This is a genomic window from Zhongshania aliphaticivorans (assembly GCF_902705875.1).
GTDB classification, from domain to species: Bacteria; Pseudomonadota; Gammaproteobacteria; order Pseudomonadales; family Spongiibacteraceae; genus Spongiibacter; species Spongiibacter aliphaticivorans_A.
Map to the genome: position 1 here is coordinate 73,461 of NZ_CACSIK010000003.1, position 19,883 is coordinate 93,343.

General features: G+C 49.3%; 17 protein-coding genes and 1 riboswitch. All 17 genes read left to right on the top strand.

Annotated elements, in window-relative coordinates; genetic code table 11:
- Positions 1–72: 72 nt before the first annotated feature.
- The 17 genes from AELLOGFF_RS15460 (at position 73) to AELLOGFF_RS15540 (ending at position 19,879) form a co-directional block, all read left to right on the top strand.
- Entirely contained in the window at positions 73–1,038 is a 966-nt protein-coding gene (locus tag AELLOGFF_RS15460; RefSeq protein ID WP_159269829.1) for a ketopantoate reductase family protein, read from the top strand.
- Positions 1,039–1,089: 51 nt separating this feature from the next.
- Positions 1,090–1,268: riboswitch (cobalamin riboswitch) on the top strand.
- A gap of 85 nt (positions 1,269–1,353) precedes the next feature.
- Positions 1,354–3,228, top strand: a complete 1,875-nt coding sequence (locus tag AELLOGFF_RS15465) for a TonB-dependent receptor domain-containing protein (protein WP_159269830.1) — start codon at positions 1,354–1,356, stop codon at positions 3,226–3,228.
- A gap of 71 nt (positions 3,229–3,299) precedes the next feature.
- Complete coding sequence (gene cobO, locus AELLOGFF_RS15470) at positions 3,300–3,905, top strand: cob(I)yrinic acid a,c-diamide adenosyltransferase (RefSeq protein WP_159269831.1); 606 nt, start codon at positions 3,300–3,302, stop codon at positions 3,903–3,905.
- Positions 3,905–4,801 (top strand): cobalamin-binding protein, encoded by an 897-nt coding sequence (locus AELLOGFF_RS15475; protein WP_159270152.1) that lies wholly within the window; start codon positions 3,905–3,907, stop codon positions 4,799–4,801. The genes cobO and AELLOGFF_RS15475 overlap by 1 nt, the downstream gene beginning before the upstream one ends.
- The gene (locus tag AELLOGFF_RS15480) at positions 4,788–5,792 is read left to right on the top strand and encodes a FecCD family ABC transporter permease (RefSeq protein ID WP_200842756.1); all 1,005 of its coding nucleotides are present in this window, start codon (positions 4,788–4,790) and stop codon (positions 5,790–5,792) included. The genes AELLOGFF_RS15475 and AELLOGFF_RS15480 overlap by 14 nt, the downstream gene beginning before the upstream one ends.
- A gap of 2 nt (positions 5,793–5,794) precedes the next feature.
- Positions 5,795–6,574, top strand: coding sequence for an ABC transporter ATP-binding protein (locus AELLOGFF_RS15485; protein WP_159269832.1), 780 nt, complete (start codon positions 5,795–5,797; stop codon positions 6,572–6,574).
- The gene (gene bluB / locus AELLOGFF_RS15490) at positions 6,571–7,233 is read left to right on the top strand and encodes a 5,6-dimethylbenzimidazole synthase (RefSeq protein WP_159269833.1); all 663 of its coding nucleotides are present in this window, start codon (positions 6,571–6,573) and stop codon (positions 7,231–7,233) included. Before AELLOGFF_RS15485 ends, bluB begins: the two co-directional genes overlap by 4 nt.
- A 150-nt stretch (positions 7,234–7,383) precedes the next feature.
- Positions 7,384–8,823, top strand: coding sequence for a cobyric acid synthase (locus AELLOGFF_RS15495; RefSeq protein ID WP_159269834.1), 1,440 nt, complete (start codon positions 7,384–7,386; stop codon positions 8,821–8,823).
- A gap of 133 nt (positions 8,824–8,956) precedes the next feature.
- A complete protein-coding gene (locus AELLOGFF_RS15500; RefSeq protein ID WP_159269835.1) occupies positions 8,957–10,003 on the top strand; it encodes an NAD(P)H-dependent flavin oxidoreductase in 1,047 nt (348 codons plus the stop codon).
- Positions 10,004–10,098: 95 nt separating this feature from the next.
- Positions 10,099–10,599, top strand: a complete 501-nt coding sequence (locus AELLOGFF_RS15505) for a GFA family protein (RefSeq protein WP_159269836.1) — start codon at positions 10,099–10,101, stop codon at positions 10,597–10,599.
- 453 nt (positions 10,600–11,052) lie between these two features.
- Positions 11,053–12,477: a wax ester/triacylglycerol synthase family O-acyltransferase gene (locus AELLOGFF_RS15510; protein ID WP_159269837.1), complete on the top strand. Its 1,425-nt coding sequence runs from the start codon at positions 11,053–11,055 to the stop codon at positions 12,475–12,477.
- A 155-nt stretch (positions 12,478–12,632) separates the two neighbouring features.
- Positions 12,633–13,589: an AAA family ATPase gene (locus tag AELLOGFF_RS15515; RefSeq protein ID WP_159269838.1), complete on the top strand. Its 957-nt coding sequence runs from the start codon at positions 12,633–12,635 to the stop codon at positions 13,587–13,589.
- Complete coding sequence (locus AELLOGFF_RS15520; protein ID WP_159269839.1) at positions 13,586–14,536, top strand: DUF58 domain-containing protein; 951 nt, start codon at positions 13,586–13,588, stop codon at positions 14,534–14,536. The genes AELLOGFF_RS15515 and AELLOGFF_RS15520 overlap by 4 nt, the downstream gene beginning before the upstream one ends.
- Complete coding sequence (locus tag AELLOGFF_RS15525) at positions 14,533–15,036, top strand: DUF4381 domain-containing protein (RefSeq protein ID WP_159269840.1); 504 nt, start codon at positions 14,533–14,535, stop codon at positions 15,034–15,036. Before AELLOGFF_RS15520 ends, AELLOGFF_RS15525 begins: the two co-directional genes overlap by 4 nt.
- Complete coding sequence (locus AELLOGFF_RS15530; protein ID WP_159269841.1) at positions 15,029–16,060, top strand: VWA domain-containing protein; 1,032 nt, start codon at positions 15,029–15,031, stop codon at positions 16,058–16,060. Before AELLOGFF_RS15525 ends, AELLOGFF_RS15530 begins: the two co-directional genes overlap by 8 nt.
- Positions 16,057–18,123, top strand: coding sequence for a VWA domain-containing protein (locus AELLOGFF_RS15535; protein WP_159269842.1), 2,067 nt, complete (start codon positions 16,057–16,059; stop codon positions 18,121–18,123). The genes AELLOGFF_RS15530 and AELLOGFF_RS15535 overlap by 4 nt, the downstream gene beginning before the upstream one ends.
- A gap of 37 nt (positions 18,124–18,160) precedes the next feature.
- Complete coding sequence (locus AELLOGFF_RS15540) at positions 18,161–19,879, top strand: BatD family protein (RefSeq protein WP_159269843.1); 1,719 nt, start codon at positions 18,161–18,163, stop codon at positions 19,877–19,879.
- The last annotated feature ends 4 nt before the right edge of the window (positions 19,880–19,883 follow it).

Here is a 19,883-nt window from a genome sequence, read left to right on the forward strand (position 1 = left end):
GCAGTTTAGCATTCCCTGCAATATGACAAAATGCGCCTAAGACAAAACTAAGACTTCACTAAGGCGACGCCTATGTCAAAAGCCAACCCACACAACACACCACAACACCCTTGGTATATCCTTGGCGCAGGGGCCATTGGTAGTTTGTGGGCAACGTATGGCTTTCAATCTGGGGCCGATATTCGCCTAATTCTACGCGACCAAAAAGCCGTAAATGACTACCTTCAGCACGGTGGTATTCATTTATCAATTGAGGGTAAAGCCCTAATTTGCACGGCTCCGGCCGAGTGCCCAAGTAGCTTGGCGACCCCAATCAAATACCTGCTCATTACCACCAAAGCACAACAAACACTCGACGCCCTCAACAGCATAAAGCCCCATATTTCCGACCATGCCGTCTTACTGCTTTTGCAAAATGGCCTCGGTATTGTCGAGCATATCCGGCAGGCATTTCCGCTCGCAACAATTTTGCAGGGCTCAACCACTGAAGGCTGCTATCGTCAAAGCGCCTATGAATTCGTCCACGCAGGACATGGCCATACTTACATAGGCAACGCTAGCCAAGATCACCTGCAAGACGATACGCGCTTGACTGAAATTGCCAACACCCTGTCATTTCCACCCTTGGCCATTAGCATCAGCGACAATATCGATGAAATTTTGTGGCGTAAACTCGCCGTCAATTGTGCAATTAATCCAATGACTGTGATCTATAACTGCCGCAACGGCGAACTATTAACAAACCCCAAAAGCCGCAACCACATGACGGAGGTGGTGAATGAAATTATCAACGTCAGCACCGCAATGAATCGTGACCACTGGCTGACTGGGCTTCACGAACTCGTTATCGACGTAGCCACAAGCACTGCCCAGAACCGCTCCTCTATGCTCCAAGACGTCCAAGCAGGACGCCGTACCGAGATAGACGCAATCACCGGCTACCTTTGCCAACTGGCAAAAAAATACGGTGTGGATGTACCCATAAATCAGCAAATTCTAAGTGAAATCAATCGTATTTCAGCCCTAGATAAGTGCTAAGCCAACACATACGCCCCGCCTTCATTTGACAAAAATCCAGCGCAGCCGTAGAGTGCGCGCCAAGTAATAGGTGCCCTGCGTCACGAATTTGGTGACAAAGAGTTAAACGGGAAGTCTGGTGAGTGAGCGCTAAATCGTCGCCACAATGCCAACGCTGCCCCCGCAACGGTAAGCACAATTCATAGTGAATATATGCGAGCCCGGAACCGGCCTTTACTGATTTACCCGATGAAGCGGAGGGCTCCATCAGCGGTTATACTTGTATATAGCCCCTACCCTCCCTCATTGCTTCCTTTCATAGCTTTGAGGTTTACCATGAACAAAATTACTTTGGCTGCCGCTGGCAGTATTTTCACGATGGCAACATCGCCCATTTTTGCGGCTGAGCAATCTCACATTGAAACCACCGTTGTCACCGCAACCCGCACCGAACAATCTGTCGCCGATATTCTTGCGCCGGTTACCGTGTTTGAACGCGCAGACATTGAGCGTATTCAACCTAACGACTTACAAGAATTACTTTCCCGCGCAGTCGGTGTTAGCTTTGTCCGCAACGGCGGGCGCGGCGCGAGCACTAGCCTGTTTCTGCGCGGCAACCAAAGCAACCACACCTTAGTATTGATAGACGGTGTTCGCATTGGCTCCGCGACGAATGGCGCACCCGCCTTAACTAACTTACCCCCAGAACTCATAGAGCGGGTAGAAATTGTTCGTGGCTCTCGTTCCAGCCTTTATGGCTCAGAAGCCATCGGCGGTGTCATCAATATTATCACCCGCAAATACCATGACACGGACGGCCTAGAGCCAATGTTGCAAATCGGCATTGGCACCCAAGGTAGCCGTAAAGTTCTCGCAGCCATCAGCGGCGGTGATGCACAAACCCAAGTAAACATCAGCGTACTACGTGAAGAAACGGACGGTGTAGATAACACCTCAAGCAAAGCCGGTGTCAGTGGCGACGATGACGCCTTTGAGCAAACCGCGATCAATGCGAGCCTTAGCCACAAAATAAATGATGCCGTTGAACTGTTTGCCTTCTATCAACATAGCCAAACCGAAAGCGACTATGACAATAACTGCTACGACAGCGCATACAACAAGTATGAATGCTCTCCGTATACCGATGGCGCAGCCGCTATTGCTAATATTCGCGGCGAGTTTCGCCCTACTGATAATTGGCTGCTAAGCCTCTCAGCAGGCGAATCTAAAGATGAATCCACCATTGAATACCACTATATTGACCCCGCCGCGACCGGTATAAGCGGTGACACATTCGACACCACACGGCGAGTATACAGCCTGCAAAATGACTGGATGATTGGTGAGCACCACGTCATTACGTTGGGCTTTGAACGCCTGCTCGACCACGTAAAAAGCAATCTTAGCTACGGCGAACAAAGCCGAGGCAATAAGGCCATTTTTGCCCAGTGGCAGGCCGATCTCGGCCTTGTTGATTTTACGATTGGTGGTCGCAACGACGATAACGACCAATTTGGTACCAACGATACCGGCAACGCCTCAATCGGTTTAGATATTAGCGATGCCATAAAGGTCATTGCCTCTTACGGCGAAGGCTTTAACGCACCCACCTTCAATGATTTATATTATCCCTTCTACGGTGTTCCAACCTTAGAACCCGAAACCTCAGAAAATATAGAATTAGAACTCCGTGGTAACCACGATTGGGGCAGCTGGAGTGTGGCGCGGTTTGAAAACGACGTCGATAAACTTATCCAATACAACCCAGCGACTTTTGGTCCAGACCAAATCGAAGGTGCTGAAATTAAGGGCTGGGAAATGAGCGTTTCAAGCGCCATCAAAGATTGGTCTATTGATGCCAATATCAGCCTTCTTGACGCCACCGACGCCAACTCAGGTTTAGATCTGCGCCGACGTGCTGACAAACAAGCCAATGTCGATATCGGACGTGAATGGCAACACTGGGGCGTAAGCGGCAGCCTGCGATTGGTCAGCAGTCGTTTTGAAGACACCGCTAACACAGATGAACTTGCAGGCTACGGCTTAGTGGACAGCACGGTTTTTTACCGAGTTAACGAGCAGGTAAAACTCCAATTAGCGCTGAAAAATATCTTTGACAAAGAATATGTCAGCGCCCGCAGCTTTAGCTTTGGCGACTACCTGTCTATTGGCCGCGAGGCGATGTTCTCTATCACTTACACACCAAAATAAAGGTATCATTCACCGCTCATACCTCTGCGCTGTGCAACAGCGCAGATTTGACTTGGCAATCAGGAGCTTCCATGACGCTTAATGAAGAAGAAAAGCACCAAAAGCGAATGCAGATTAAAAAAGCCATGATCGACGAAAAAGTCGCCAAGGCAACTGAAGAACGCGGTGTGTTAATCGTATTAAGCGGCCCCGGCAAGGGAAAATCTAGCTCAGGCTTTGGCACGGTTATTCGCGCATTAGGTCATGGCTACAAAGCCGCCATCGTGCAATTTATAAAGGGCACGTGGGACTGCGGCGAGCGTAATTTTATTCAACAGCGCTGCCCTGAAGTTCCCTTTATTGTCATGGGCTCCGGTTTCACTTGGGAAACCCAAAATAAAGAACAAGACCGCGAAGCTGCCCAGCAAGCCTGGCAACAAACCAAAATATTATTACAAGACGAGTCGCTTCATCTCGTCCTGCTTGACGAACTCACCTATATTTTAAAGTACGGCTACATCGACGCCGAAGAGGTATACCAAGCTCTTCGCAATCGTCCTCGTGAACAAAGCGTGATCATCACCGGCCGTGGCGCACCGGTAGCGCTCAAAGAACTCGCCGATACCGTGTCGATGATCGATGATAAAAAACACGCCTTTCGCGGCGGGATCAAAGCCCGCAAAGGTGTAGAGTGGTAATGGTATTTGAGGGTATAAAAAATAATTTGCGTGGATTGCTGATAGCCTCACTATGCTTTTCTGCCACCGTGCAATCAGAGATCTGTGTCACCGATGACAGCAATGCAAAACTCTGTATACCCAGCGCTGCACAGCGCATTATCGCCCTTTCACCCGGTATAACCGAACTGGTATACGCTGCCGGTGCTGGAGATAAATTAGTCGCCGCGGTTAGCTTTAGCGACTACCCCGAAGCCGCTCAAGCATTACCCCGCGTGGGAAGCTATAACCGCTTTGATCAAGAGGCAATTCTTGCCTTAAAGCCCGACTTACTAATCGGCTGGCTAAGCGGCAACCCCCGCGAGCAATTGTCACAACTGCAATCCCTAGGCATGCCGATTTACTTTAGTGAGTTGCGTAACTTTGAAGACGTAGCCACCAGCCTTGAGCGCTTTGGGGCACTCGCGGGCACCACCACTACAGCAACGGTAGCAGCCAGTGAATTTCGTCTTGGTGTAAAAGCACTGCGCCGTCGTTACGAAAATGCAGACCCCGTCAGTGTGTTTCAGCAAATTTGGATAAACCCACTGATGACCGTCAATAACGACCACATCATCAGCGAAGCTACGCAAATATGTGGTGGCGTAAATGTGTTTGGCCAACTGCCAAATTTAACGGCTCGCATTGACAACGAAGCGGTACTTGCCGCTAACCCAGAAGCGATAATTGCCGGCGGCATGGGTGAAGAAAATCACGACTGGCTCAAAGACTGGCGCCGCTTTAGTGGCCTAACAGCCGTGCGCCGCGATAATTTATTTTTTATCCCCCCCTCTACAATCCAGCGCCCAACCCCACGTTTACTGCAAGGCACTACCCTGCTCTGCGAACATTTGGAAACTGCTCGTGGCCGGCGCTAATAGACAAACCAAAAACCGTCCACTACCGCATTTTTTTACCCCGCTGGTCGTGCTTTTTGGCTTTGCCCTAGGCGCTATCACACTGGCAATGACAACCGGTAGCGTAAGCATTTCCAAGCAAGAACTTTGGCAGGTCTTAAATGGCAGCGGCGATGCTTTACACCGCACCTTAATCTTTGAACTGCGCTTACCGCGTGCCCTATCCGCCTTCGCCGCTGGCGGTTTACTCGCCGTTGCTGGCGCCTTGATGCAAATATTACTACGCAACCCTTTAGCCGACCCCTATGTACTTGGGCTCTCCGGTGGTGCCGCCGTTGGCGCTTTAATCGCCATGCTCAGCGGGTTGAGTGCCACAGCTGTATCTGGCTCCGCCTTTATTGGCGCCATGGTCTCCGCCATCACCGTATTCGGACTGGCCCACGGTACCGGCAGCTGGACGCCAACCCGACTCTTACTGACCGGCGTAGTGATCGCCTCTGGTTGGGGTGCCGCCATCACGTTCATGTTAGCCGTTAGCCCCAGTGACCAACTACCCGGCATGCTCTACTGGCTAATGGGCGACCTTGCCTACGCTCGCTCGCCGTGGCCAGCCCTGCTAGTGTTAGCGATTATTTCTATTGTGATGCTTCCCTTGGGGCGCAGTTTAAATGTACTGGCTCGCGGTCAAATGCAGGCTTCTGCCCTTGGCGTATCCGTTCGACCACTAGAGTGGACTATCTATATTTCTGCCAGTTTACTTACCGCATTTGCCGTCACCACCGCCGGCAGCATCGGCTTTGTTGGTCTTATTGTTCCGCATATGCTGAGGCTGGTATTAGGTAATGATCAGCGTCTAATTCTGCCTGCCGCTGCTCTTGCTGGCGGCGCGTTGCTTACATTAGCAGACACCTTGGCCCGCACGCTTATTGCGCCAGAACAATTACCGGCCGGTGTCATCACCGCGCTCATCGGCGTGCCCAGCTTCTTGTATTTACTACATAGGAGCCGCTAAACATGCTTACCACTTCCGATTTAATCATCGACATTCCAGAGCGCAGTGACGGTACGCCTTTATCACTGCAAATTAAACCAGGCGAAATCTGGGGCATACTCGGCCCCAATGGCGCGGGCAAAACAACCCTGCTACACACCCTCGCAGGCTTACATAAACCGCGTAGTGGAAGCGTGACACTAGGCGAAAAAAATATTCATCAAATGCGCCGCAAGCAGGTAGCCCAGCAATTAGCCGTGGTGTTTCAAAACAACGGCGAAGGCTTCCCCGCCACAGTATTAGAAACCGTCATGATTGGCCGTCATCCGTTTATTTCACCGTGGGATATAGAAACCGCAGACGACCTTGCCATTGCCCGCCAAGCTCTACAAAAACTCGATTTAAGCGCATTAGAACATCGCTTAATCAGCACCCTCTCTGGCGGCGAACGTCAGCGGCTCGCCATCGCCACGGCCTTGTGCCAAAGCCCTAAACTCTGGCTGGCAGATGAGCCCAGCAACCACCTTGATCTAAAACACCAAGTCCAAATTATGAGCTTATTAGCAGATCAAGCCGATGCCGGATGCGGCGTGGTACTTTGCCTCCACGACTTAAATTTAGCGGCGCACTGGTGCAATAAAATCGTGTTACTTTACCCCAATGGTGACGCCTGCTGGGGAGATGCGTCTGCCATGCTAACGATCACGGCCTTAGAGCGTCTCTACGACCAAGCACTGACCATGATTACCAGCGAAGGCCAAAGCTATTTTATGCCGCTAAGCAGCAGGACGAATCCACAGTGAACAAGCCAAACGACAATGCCTTGAGCTACAAACAAGCCGATCGTGACGCCATTTACCGTGTTATTGCCGAACGTCGGGATATGCGTCATTTCATCGGTGGAGAGGTTGAAGAAAGCACCTTAAAGAAATTACTCGCTGCCGCTCACCTCGCTCCCAGTGTTGGCTTTATGCAGCCATGGCGTTTTATTCGCGTTCGTAAACCCGAACTGCGAGAAGCAATTTATCAACTAGTCCAAGAAGAGCGCATCAAAACCGCCCAAGCCCTCAGCGAACGCGAAGACGAATTTATGCAGCTAAAAGTAGAAGGCATTAAAGACTGCGCCGAACTCTTGGTAGTTTGCTTAATGGACGGTCGCGAGAAATATGTATTCGGTCGTCGCACATTACCAGAGATGGACTTGGCCTCCGCGTCTTGCGCCATACAAAATTTGTGGTTGGCCGCCCGTGCCGAAGGGCTCGGCATGGGCTGGGTATCTTTATTTGATCCCCTTTCCCTACAATCATTACTCCGGATGCCAGAGGGAAGTCGCGCCATTGCGGTATTATGCCTTGGCCCAGTTGAAGCATTTTATTCCCGTCCCATGTTAGAAATTGAACAGTGGGCAAAACGTCAAAATTTAGACGAGCTAATCATGCACGACGGCTGGCAAGATCAGTAATAGTCGAGAACGAGTAATGCTGCTACCCGAGAGATGCGGATCCTCGATCGATGTCGAGGATAACGATTGAAGAACTAGGTGCACATACTTGCATATTCGACAGCGACATACAGCAAATAAACTAAGCCAAAAATATTAAGTGACACAACCATGACCTTAACATTAATGATTCAAGGCACCACGTCAGACGCCGGTAAAAGTGTCACGGTTGCCGGACTGTGCCGCGTATTTAAACGTCGCGGTTTAAAGGTCGCCCCATTTAAACCTCAAAATATGGCGCTAAACAGTGCTGTTACCCCAGAGGGCGGCGAGATAGGTCGCGCCCAAGCCGTACAAGCTCAAGCCTGCGGATTACTGCCCCACACGGACATGAACCCGGTCTTACTCAAACCCAATAGTGACACCGGCGCACAGGTCATTATTCACGGTAAAGCGCTCAGTAATATGGACGCGCAGGATTACCATAACTATAAAAAACGCGCGATGTCTGCCGTTTTAACATCACATCAGCGCCTTTGCGAACAATACGATGTCGTCGTGGTAGAGGGCGCCGGCAGCCCCGCTGAAATAAATTTACGCGCCAACGACATTGCCAATATGGGCTTTGCCGAAGCCGTAGACTGCCCCGTTGTCATTGTTGCCGACATCGACCGCGGCGGCGTATTCGCCCACCTCGTTGGCACCTTAGAATTACTTTCAGCCACCGAACAAGCCCGGGTAAAAGGTTTTATCATCAATCGCTTTCGCGGCGATATCGCCCTCTTGCAACCTGGGCTCGACTGGCTAGAAGAACGCACTGGTAAAAAAGTATTAGGGGTTGTGCCGTATATTCACGACTTACATTTAGAAGCCGAAGACGCCATTAATAAACAGCAATGCGTATCTGAACAAGCCATTAAAATTGCGGTACCGGTGTTAAGCCGTATAAGCAATCACACCGATGTAGACGTACTTCGCTTACACCCACAGGTAGACCTGTGTTTTATTGGCAAGGGTGAAGCCATCCCGCCCTGCGACCTTATTATTATTCCCGGCAGTAAAAGCACCCGCCGCGACCTTGATTATTTGCGTAGCAATAACTGGGATAGCGATATTCAAAAACACCTTCGCTATGGCGGCAAAGTACTTGGCATATGCGGCGGCTTTCAAATGCTAGGTAAGGCCGTCCACGACCCTCAGGGAATTGAAGGTGATGCCGGCTCCAGCAATGGACTGGGTTTTCTTAACATGGAAACCACCCTCGGCAGCGAAAAAACCCTACGCCAAGTCAGCGGAAAATTAATAGCCAGTGACGCCAAAATCAGCGGCTATGAAATTCATGCCGGCATTAGCAGCGGTCCAGCACTTGACCGTCCTTTTGCCAATTTACACACTCACAACGACGGCGCCCGCAGCGACGATGGGCAAATCATCGGCAGTTACTTACACGGCTTATTTGATGAAAGCGAAACTCGCAATGAGTTACTCAGATGGGCCGGCATCGCCAAGGTTGACGAACTAGATTACACCAGCATAATCGAAAGTAATATTGATAGGCTTGCCGATTGCTTAGAAGCACATCTAGATATCAGCGAGCTGCTTAAAACCTGACTGAAAATATTTAATCAGCTACACAAAGGGCTATGAGATTCAAAATTCCTCACTTTTCCCAACCAAAATGGGCACAAAGTTCAGTTTCAAATTTATTATAAAATAACAAGGCGAGTTACAAAGAGGAGATGAAATGAACTTACAACAGCTTATTGGGATAAAATTACCCATTATCCAAGCACCTATGGCAGGTATAGCAGGTAGCGAACTTGTCGTTGCTGTCTGCAATGCAGGAGGACTTGGCTCCCTACCTTGCGCCATGCTCAGTCTAGATACCTTGCGCAGCGAGTTGCAAATCATAAGAGAGCAAACGAGCCACCCATTCAATGTAAATTTTTTCTGCAACTCAGAGCCAAGCCCCAACGTAGAGCAGGATAATAAATGGCGAGACATCGTTTCGCCATATTATGATGAGTTAGGTATTAATAGGCCCTCAGCGATTACCAGTCCAAGTAGCACTGCAATAAGCTGGGAGGCCATTGAAATATTGGCGGAATTTGAACCTCCAGTTGTAAGTTTTCATTTTGGCCTTCCATCATCCGATATGCTGAATAAGATTCGTAGTTGGGGCGCTAAAATACTGTCGTCAGCCACGACTGTAGAAGAGGCTCGCTGGCTCGAAAAAAAAGGCGTAGATGCCATAATTGCGCAGGGGCTTGAGGCGGGAGGTCATCGAGGAATGTTCCTTTCAGACGACATCCACACCCAATTAGGCACCCTCTCGTTAGTACGACAAATAGTTAAGGCCATAGATATTCCCGTCATAGCTGCGGGTGGCATAGCGGACGCACATTGTGTCACTGCCGCCATGTCTCTTGGTGCTGCAGGCACTCAAATTGGCACTGCTTACTTGCTTTGTCCGGAAGCGAAAACTAGTAACTTGTATCGCACAGCATTAAAAAGCGAAGCGGCGACAACGACTGCCGTCACCAATGTTTTTAGCGGTCGCCCTGCACGGGCCATTATTAATCGACTTGTAAGGGAACTTGGGCCAATTAATGAAAATACCCCAGATTTCCCTTTGGCTGGAAGTGCTATCGCGCCACTAAGGAGTAAAGCTGAAAGTCAGGGCAGCAGTGACTTTACGTCATTATGGGCTGGACAGAATGTATCCGGCTGCAAAGAGATTCCTGCAGCATTACTTACACAATCATTTGTTAGCTCAGAGGACGAAGACTAACCATCAGTTCATGTCATTATCAAATGACATGGATTGTTTCTCACTAAGATTCAGTCATCCAGAAAAGGGAATGGGTAAAAAAGGAAACACAAAAGATGATAGATAAGGACAATAATCAAGGTCAGTGCTCATGCGGTGAAATTCAATATGAATTAACTGAATCCCCCATGTTTGTGCACTGCTGTCACTGCACTTGGTGCCAAAAAGAAACTGGATCGGCCTTTGCCATCAATGCCCTAATTGAAGCTGCTAATATACAGCTAGTGAAAGGTTATCCCGAAATAATTCAAACGCCTACCAATAGCGGAGCTGGGCAAGATATTATTAGATGCCCTTCATGTAAGACAGCACTTTGGAGTAATTATGGGGCTGCGAAAAAGGCTGTATGCTTTGTTCGTGTAGGAACACTTAATAATCCCAGCTGCTGCCCTCCGGATATACATATATTCACATCTACTAAACAAAGTTGGGTGCCTTTAGATAATTCGGTACCCGTAATGACAGAGTATTATCAACGTAGCAAATTTTGGCCCGATGAAAGTATTGCCAGATATAAACATGCAATTAATGCAGAGCTCGAGCGTAATAATGAGTAGCAATAAACCATAGCTGTGCCACCTCACCAGCCCTACAGCGTCTATGACGTCGACACTAGCAATAAAAAAAGAGCATAAAGAACGATTATCAAGCTAGCTTAAACCTTGATGCACTTCAGTGCCTTAAGGTGTATAGAAAACGCATCAACTCTAGCTGAAAATTCAGTGGTACAGCTAAACCCATACTATTCCTAATTGTCTTATCGTGTGAATTGAAACCGTACCTCACTAACATAATTTGATTTGTGAGCAGTCACCCTGAAGCACTGGGAAGGCCCAACCAAGCCCAAAGATGGCCCAGTTATTGCTGCTTTTTTTGTCCAGTTAGCAGTCGCATGTTAGTGGGATACAAAGTGGTTTTACCGTACCCGCTTGGTGACACACAGTTGCCACAAAAAGAACTTATGGTTGTCACAGCATGCAACAAACTAAATAAAAGTGGATCGCACTACTATGCAACAGCTAGATGGCCTGGATGCCTTATTTACTTTAAATGAACGACAGCATGCCCCCATGCATATTGCTGCTTTGTTAATTTACCAACCCAGCACAGTTAAACATAAAGCTTTTTTACAGCAGGAAATACGGCAAACATTTAAACAACGCTTATCTAGCTCAGCCATTTTTAGACGCCGTTTATTACCGGTTCGTTATGATATAGATCACCCCTATTGGATTGAAGATCAGCATTTTAATTTAGATCAACACATAGTCAGCCATTCGATAAAAGACCACCCCGGAGGACTGCCCGCCTTACTATCGACCTTACACGCACAAGCCATGGACATGACTCGACCACTTTGGGAAGTGCACGTTATTCATGGCCTAGGTGCGCTAAAAGAGTACGAAAAGGGTGCATTTGGTCTGTACGTTAAGGTGCATCACGCCGCCATGGATGGCATGTCGGGCACTGAAATATTATCCGCGCTCCACAATTTAAAACCCACAGCCTTTTCAGCGGATCACACGCCAACAACCGATAATTGGCAAGCAGGCACTCCACCCAAACAGTGGCATATTACCCGCCAAGCCTGTATCAATAATTTCCGAAAACCACTGAACTTAGCTTGGCAGGCACGCAAACTTGTCCCTTCTTTTAGAAGAGCAAGTAGTTCGATTAAGGACGACCATACACCCACCATTAGCTGGCAAAAGTCGCCATTCAACAGCCGTGTTAACGCCGATAGAAATATATTACTGGTGAGGCTAGATTTCTCACGGCTACGACAAATTCGCCGACACTATCCACAAACTACAGTCAACCATGTCATTCTCAGCATTGTTGGTGGCGCACTTAGAAGCTACCTTATTAAACTCGGCACCCTTCCCGACAACCCTCTGGCCTCGCTGATTCCGGTTAATGTTCGCAATCGTCAAAGCAGCGAGGCAGGCAATGCCATCTCCATGATGATTGCCACGCTTCGCACTGACATCGAATGCCCGCTACAACGCTTAAAAGCAGTGCGTGATGCATCAAACAATGCCAAACAGTTTTCCAAAACCTTAGGCCGCACGGCTATCACATCATTGATTAAAGAGTTACCAAGTGGTTTCGAGTCGTTTGTGTTGCGAGCGCTGTCTGCCCTTGCCCGCTGGCCCGGCGGCGTAGCGCTACCAGCCTGCACAATTGTCAGCAACGTTCCCGGCCCGCCCGTGCCGCTTTACTTTAACGATGCCAAGTTAGTGGATATGCTTGGTTTGGGGTTAATTGTTGATCACCTTGGCTTATTTCATGTTGCCATGAGCTACAACGGGGTGATGACATTATCGGTGCTAAGCAGTAGCAGCTCGCTCTCTGATCCTGAGTTATACGAGCAATGCTTGATGGATTCCTATACCGCCCTTAGCGAAGCCGTAGCCAGAGAAGCAAATCACTAAACAGCGATTAAATGACAGGCAGACAGCAAAAAACCGCCTTGTATCAACAATAAAAATGCAGCAAGGCTAATTTTTCCCTTGAATTTACCGATCAAATCCCCATTTTTAGTGTCACAAGAACGGATCATGACACTCGCTCGGCAAGGGACCTCCCAATGACGGAAAAACAATCAATCGGCCAGTTGCGCAATTGGCTGACCTCACAAATTATTGGCCAGCAAAGCCTAGTTGATCGTCTACTAATTGCATTACTGGCCGATGGCCACTTACTGGTCGAAGGCGCACCGGGACTGGCAAAGACCAAGGCCATCAAAACCTTGTCTGATGGGATTGATGCTAGCTTCCAACGTATTCAATTCACACCCGACCTACTCCCCGGAGACGTAACAGGTAGTGATATTTATCGGCCAGAGACCGGGGTTTTCGAATTTCAACCCGGCCCTATCTTCCACAATTTGGTATTAGCCGACGAAATAAACCGTGCGCCAGCCAAAGTCCAGTCGGCCCTATTGGAGGCAATGGCAGAGCGCCAAGTAAGCGTAGGAAGTAAAACCCTTACTTTACCGCCCCTATTTTTGGTAATGGCAACCCAAAACCCCCTTGAGCAGGAAGGTACTTACCCCCTGCCAGAGGCACAACTCGATCGTTTTTTAATGCACGTCAACGTGGCCTACCCAGATGCCGATGCAGAGCTAGAAATTCTTCGTCGCGTTCGAGCCGAAGCCCGTGGCGAAGTTGCCACCCCAGAGCCACTCAGCCAAGACACCTTATTCTCTGCGCGAACTCAAATCTTAGATTTACACATGGCTGAGGCGGTTGAGGAGTATATGGTGCAACTAGTGATTGCCAGCCGCAACCCAGAACACCTTGATGCGGAGCTCGCCAACTGGATTGAAGTGGGGGCAAGCCCACGGGCAACCCTGGCATTAGATCGTTGCGCACGCGCCCATGCTTGGCTAAGTGATCGCGACTACGTGAGTCCCGATGATGTTCAAGCCATTGCCCACGATGTATTACGTCACCGCCTCATTTTAAGCTTTGAAGCTGAAGCCGATGGCATTCAAAAAGATGACATTATCAACCGCCTCTTACAGGTGGTGCCAGTGGCATGAGCAAACCGCTGCGCAGCGATTTCAGCGCGCCGGTGAAAGGTGCAGTCGTTGATCAACAATCGTTGATTCACACCCGCTTTGCGGCTTCAAAATTGAAGGCTACACCCCGTCGCCGACACTTTGCCAAGCAGGGCGGCAACCATGCCTCGCCATTTAAAGGGCGCGGTCTTGCCTTTCATCACGTGCGCGAATATCAGGGTGGCGATGAAATTCGTCATATCGACTGGCGCGTTACCGCGCGCACAGCAAAGGCCCACACCAAAATTTTTGAAGAAGAAAAAGAACGCCCCGTCGTACTTTGCCTTGATCAACGCGCCAGCATGTTTTTTGGCAGCCAGCATTGTTTTAAGTCGGTACTTGCCTGCCACGTTGCCGCTACACTCGCGTGGGCAGGCTTAGAAAATAACGACCGCGTGGGCGGCCTCGTCTTTGCCGACGAGCACCATAGAGAGGTTCGACCTCGGCGCAGCCACAAAGCAGTGTTAAATTTCATCCACACCGCGGCAGATTACAATCAAGGTTTAACCCAAAGCAAAGAAACACCAGAAACAAATAACGCACAGAGTCTGGCGACGGCCTTTGAAGAACTTCGCCGTATCACCCGTCCCGGTTCAACCGTCTATGTACTAAGTGATTTTGCTGGTTACGGCCCCGATGCCGAACGCCAGCTTCACTTAATTGCCCGACATAATGATGTCATTGCGATTTCTCACAGTGACCCAATGGAAGAAAATTTACCCGCTAACGGTAATTATCCCGTGAGTAATGGCCGTGAACGCCTACAGCTAAGCTTAACCAACGCCTTGCGGGAACAATTTCTTAATCGTCACCAACGTGAGCAACACAATTTACAAGCCAGCCTAAAACGAGGCGGCATTCATCATATAGCGCTGTCTACAGACAGTGCCTATTTCTTAACACTGCAGCGCGGGATGGGGCAGATATGAACAATCCCATGCCAGCAATGAATACGCCCGCATCGCCCTTAGATCAACTCGCTGATATTCATTTACCGGCACCTGTTGCTAGTTTTCCGTGGGCTCCCGGTTGGTGGTTTGTACTCTGCGTAGGGTTAATTACGTTAATTTGCATTGCTCTCTGGCTATACCAACACCGGCGCAAAAATGCATTCCGACGAGCCGCATTGTCAGAATTAACTGCGCTAGCCACCATCGAAGACGACTCGTTATTCGCGCAACTGCTAAATCAATTACTCCGTAGAGTGGCACTCCATAGCCACCAAAAAAATGACATTGCCAGCCTTAGCGGTAAACGCTGGATAGACTTTTTATCCAGAAGCTGCGGAGACAAACCCGCTTTTACACACCAAACACTAGATTCAATGCTTGAAGCCGCCTATCAAGCGTCGGCCAAACCACTCCCCCGCGACGCTCTCATCACCGAAAGTAAGACGTGGATACGCCGCCACCGGAGTCACCATGTTTGAATTTCAATGGCCATTAATTTTTCTGTTAGCGCCACTGCCACTATTCGTGCGCTGGCTATCTAAACCACAAAACCAACAGACTGCCGCGGCATTGCGTGTCCCATTTTTTTCTCAGCTTCGTAGTTTAGGAGGTGATCACAGCGGCCCTATTCGCAGCAGTAATTATCTCAACCTTATTCTTCTCAGCTTAGTTTGGCTGGCCCTGCTTGGTGGCGCTGCGCGCCCCATGTGGATTGGTGAACCCGTGGCCATGCCCACCACGGGGCGTGATTTAATGCTGGCAGTGGATATTTCTGGCTCAATGAGTCAAGAAGACATGGTCATTAAAGATCGTAACCTGCCACGTATTGCCGTGGTGAAAGCGGTGGTCAATGAATTTGTCCGCCAGCGCCAAGGCGATAAGCTAGGGCTGATTCTTTTTGGTACAAACGCCTACATTCAGTCGCCTCTTTCCTTTGACCTAGACACCCTAAGTACATTGATGAACGAGGCGCAAGTTGGCTTTGCCGGCAAACAAACAGCCATCGGCGATGCCATTGGCTTTGCGATAAAACGCCTCCGTAAACGCCCTGAAAACAGCCGTGTTCTTATTCTGCTAACAGATGGAGCTGATACCGCCAGCACCTTAAAACCTTTAAAAGCTGCACAATTGGCCGCTGCTGAAAAAATTAAAATTTACACCATTGGCGTTGGCGCAACCGAGATGAAAGTGCCGGGCATTTTCGGCAGCAATTTTGGTGCTCGTACTGTTAATCCATCAGCTGACCTAGACGAAGGCACACTACAGACCATTGCCGACAACACCGGCGGCGATTACTTTCGTGCTCGTAATCCAGCTGAGCTACAAGCTGCATACGAGGCCATCGCTGCACTCGAACCCATAGAGCAAGAACAGGAAATGCTTCGCCCAGAAAAGTCGCTACTCCACTGGCCCTTACTCTTTGCCGGCGCGGCTATGCTGTTGCTGGCCGTAAACCGCAATTTATCTTTTGGCGGTAATAAACAAGGCAAGGTGTCATCATGAATTTTGCTGGTATAACCTTACACTGGATTCGCCCAGAGCTTTTATGGACGGGGATTCCATTACTCATTTGCGCCTTTTTACTCACCCGCCAACATTTTCAACAACGCAGCTGGCAGAAACATATTGACCCTACATTGCTACCCTATTTATTAGAGGGTAAACCCAAGGGAGCACCGCGTAGATCAGCACTGGTATTACTTCTTTGCGCCACCCTGATGTGGCTGGCGCTATTGGGTCCTGCTTGGGAAAAAGTGCCAACACCACTTTATAAAAACACCGACGGCCTCGTGGTGGTTTTAGATTTATCTCCGTCTATGCTGGCCGAAGATATCCAACCTTCTCGCATGAGACAGGCCCGGTTTAAACTGCGCGATATTCTCCAATTACGCAGTGACGGCCAAACCGGCTTGGTGGTATTTGCCGGAGATGCCTTTGTTGTCGCCCCCCTCACCGACGACGTGAACACGCTGTTAACCCTTATTCCTGGATTAAATCCAAGCATGATGCCCATGCCTGGCAGCAACCCTTTAGCTGGTGTCACCCTCGCCAAAGAATTACTTGACCGCAGTGGTGGCGATGGCAGTATTTTACTGATTAGCGATGGCGTAAACCCGCAACAGCTGGACGGCTTATCAGCGTTTATTAGCAAGAGCGACTACAACTTGTCGGTACTTGCCGTAGGTACCCCAGATGGCGCCCCTATTCCCTTACCAGGAGGCGGGTTTGCTCGGGACAATGCGGGCAACATTATTGTGCCGGCGTTAACCACCAAGGAATTACAAAGCCTTGCCGCCGCCGGCAATGGTCACTATCGCGAGCTCAGTTTAGACGACGCTGATATAAAAGGTTTATCCGTAGACACCGCCTCTAGCACCCAGCGCCAAGATGATGCGACTAATCCTAGCGAGCGCAATTATGATCAATGGAAAGATGCCGGACCCTGGCTGGTATTATTGCTGCTCCCATTGGCACTAATAGGGTTCCGAAAAAGCTGGCTGGCAACACTACTGCCTTTATTACTCCCTATGCTGATCGTCGCTAAGCCCAACAGTGCACAGGCGTTTGAATTTGCCGACCTATGGCAAACACCCGACCAACAAGCTGCGGCACTCCTCGATACCGACCCACAATCCGCAGCCGATAAATTTGAAGACCCCATGTGGAAAGCCAGCGCCCAATATCGCGCTGGCGATTTTGAAGCCGCGGCCAACAGCTATGCACAATTTGATACTGCCGATGCTCACTACAATCGCGGCAACGCCCTAGCCAAAGCGGGCAAGCTTGACGAGGCAATCGCCGCCTATGACGCAGCACTAGAAAAAACGCCTTCGCTTGAAGATGCCACTAAGAACAAAGCGCTTTTAGAACAACTAAAAGAGCAGCAGGAAAACCAGCAGCAACAATCTCAAGATGGCGACGACTCTCAAGAGAATCAGCAGAGCCAGCAAGGTGATCAAAACCAGTCAAATCAGAACTCGTCAAATCAAAACAGCGACAGCCAGGATCAACAAGATCAACAAGATCAGCAAGATCAGCAAGATCAAAACGCTGACTCAAATGAGCAACCACAAAATCCAGACGGCCAGCCCTCGTCTCAAGATGATTCACAACAAAATTCACCTGACTCTCAGCAAAATCAAGATAGCTCCTCAAACGATCAAGGGTCAGAGCAAAACAACGCCGAACAACAGCAAAACGAAGAAAATGAGAGTGAGCAGCAAGACCCGCAATCTCAAGCTGAACAAGAAGAAAATGCAGAGCGCAACGAACAATTAGCTGAAGATTATGCCCGCCAAGCCGCCGAACGAAATGAAGCGGTGCAAAAAGCCTTAGAAGCGCAGCAGCAACAAAGCGAGCAAGCTGACAGCCCTGAAGAGCAAGCTGCAGCAGTCTCAGCAACCGACGAACCACTGAGTGAAGAAGACCAAGCACGCGAACAGTGGCTGCGTAAAATTCCCGACAACCCCGGCAATTTACTGCGCAACAAATTTCGTTACCAACATTTAGATCGTCAGCAACGCGGTGAACAACCAGGTACCAACGAAGACTATGCTCCATATTAATTCAGTTACCGCTTGCCTACGCCGCAGGAACGCAACTATGTTTAAGATAGACCATTATTCACGTAATTACGGCACCGCAATATTCGCGATACTGATACTACTGTTTTGCCAAATAAACACGGCGCTGGCAGAAACCAATGTCCGCGCCAGCGTCGATCGCAATCAAGTTTCCAGTGAAGAAAGTTTTACCTTATCGTTAACCGCAGACAGTATTTTATTTTCTGGCGAACCCGATATCGGCGACTTAGAAAACGAATTTCATATTATTAATCGCCAACAAAGCAGCCGCACCAATATCGTCAACGGTAAAGTAAATAGTAGCCGCCAATGGGACTATACCCTAGTCCCCAAACGAGAAGGCACGCTCACTATTCCGGCAATACCAATGGGTAAATACAGTACTCGCCCAATCACCATCACCGTAAGTAAAGCCGCAAAATCCCAGCCCGCCGGCACCGAAAGTATCTACTTGGAGTCGGACGTCACACCACGTACAGCGTATGTACAGCAGGAATTGCAATACACATTAAAAATTCTAACCTCGGTAAATATCCTTGATGCGTCGCTGGATGCACCCGAAGTCGACAACGCCGTTGTCGAAGCCAATGGCGAAGATCGCTATCAAACCCTAATCAATGGCCGCTATTATCAAGTCATAGAGCGCCGCTACGCTATCTATCCGCAAACGAGCGGCACACTCACCATACCAACATTAACCCTACAGGCGCGGGTGGAAGGCTATCGCCCCTCAATGTTAGATCCTGGCCGATTAGTGGTTAAACGCAGTGGTGAACATCGCGTAAAAGTATTGCCGCCACCGGCAGATTTTAAAGGCTCTGTTTGGCTTCCTGCCGCTGATATGGCGATAGAAGAAAGCTGGAGCAAAAACCCCGACCAACTCAAAGTGGGCGACTCGGTTACACGCACCGTGAATATCAAAGCCGACGGCTTACTCGGCTCACAACTCCCCACACTGCCACAAATTAATTTGGCACACGCAAAGCTCTACCCTGACCAAGCAAAAATTGAAAAAGGCGATGACAAATCCAAGTGGACAGGCATTCGCAGTGAATCACTTGCCATTATTCCTACGCAAGCTGGCGAGTTTGTATTACCCGAGGTGAAGATTGCCTGGTGGAATACCACAAGTAATAAAGCGGAGTACGCGACTCTTCCAGAGAGAAAATTCACCGTTGCCCCCGCAGCAAGCGCAAGTGGCAACTCACAACCCACAGATTCACTTTCTACCAATTCAAATAGCATTGCAGATGTTGAGCAAAGCTCATCGACGGGAAACAACATCGATACAAGCAGCAAGCCCGCGAACACCACGCTACTTTGGGCTGCGCTTATCTTGCTGGCTCTTAGCAATATTGGCTTTGCATTGGCTTGGTGGCGAGCGCGCGGTCGCCATCCAGCGCCAACACACCCAGGCTCACCCGAAAATACGGATGAGGGGAAAGCCTTTAAAAACTTAGAACGATCTCTTAAAAATGATGAGGCTTACTCACAAATACGACAGCATTTAACTCGCTGGGCACAGTCATATTTTAAACGCCCAATGACACTGAGTGATTTAAGCCGAGCATTACCGGAGCTTGCGGAGGGTTGTCAGCAACTAGACGCTCATTTATTTGCTGGCCAGCAGATCACTATTGATAAGCTCGCACTACTGAACACCCTAAAGTCGGTACGCCAGCAAGGAAACACAAAACAGCGCGACCAAACGGCTCTCTCACCGCTTTATTCACGCTAATGCT

Coding starts and splice junctions, on each gene's coding strand:
- AELLOGFF_RS15460 (WP_159269829.1), top strand. CDS start 73: ATGTCAAAAGCCAACCCACACAACACACCACAACACCCTTGGTATATC.
- AELLOGFF_RS15465 (WP_159269830.1), top strand. CDS start 1,354: ATGAACAAAATTACTTTGGCTGCCGCTGGCAGTATTTTCACGATGGCA.
- cobO (WP_159269831.1), top strand. CDS start 3,300: ATGACGCTTAATGAAGAAGAAAAGCACCAAAAGCGAATGCAGATTAAA.
- AELLOGFF_RS15475 (WP_159270152.1), top strand. CDS start 3,905: ATGGTATTTGAGGGTATAAAAAATAATTTGCGTGGATTGCTGATAGCC.
- AELLOGFF_RS15485 (WP_159269832.1), top strand. CDS start 5,795: ATGCTTACCACTTCCGATTTAATCATCGACATTCCAGAGCGCAGTGAC.
- AELLOGFF_RS15495 (WP_159269834.1), top strand. CDS start 7,384: ATGACCTTAACATTAATGATTCAAGGCACCACGTCAGACGCCGGTAAA.
- AELLOGFF_RS15500 (WP_159269835.1), top strand. CDS start 8,957: ATGAACTTACAACAGCTTATTGGGATAAAATTACCCATTATCCAAGCA.
- AELLOGFF_RS15505 (WP_159269836.1), top strand. CDS start 10,099: ATGATAGATAAGGACAATAATCAAGGTCAGTGCTCATGCGGTGAAATT.
- AELLOGFF_RS15510 (WP_159269837.1), top strand. CDS start 11,053: ATGCAACAGCTAGATGGCCTGGATGCCTTATTTACTTTAAATGAACGA.
- AELLOGFF_RS15515 (WP_159269838.1), top strand. CDS start 12,633: ATGACGGAAAAACAATCAATCGGCCAGTTGCGCAATTGGCTGACCTCA.
- AELLOGFF_RS15520 (WP_159269839.1), top strand. CDS start 13,586: ATGAGCAAACCGCTGCGCAGCGATTTCAGCGCGCCGGTGAAAGGTGCA.
- AELLOGFF_RS15525 (WP_159269840.1), top strand. CDS start 14,533: ATGAACAATCCCATGCCAGCAATGAATACGCCCGCATCGCCCTTAGAT.
- AELLOGFF_RS15530 (WP_159269841.1), top strand. CDS start 15,029: ATGTTTGAATTTCAATGGCCATTAATTTTTCTGTTAGCGCCACTGCCA.
- AELLOGFF_RS15535 (WP_159269842.1), top strand. CDS start 16,057: ATGAATTTTGCTGGTATAACCTTACACTGGATTCGCCCAGAGCTTTTA.
- AELLOGFF_RS15540 (WP_159269843.1), top strand. CDS start 18,161: ATGTTTAAGATAGACCATTATTCACGTAATTACGGCACCGCAATATTC.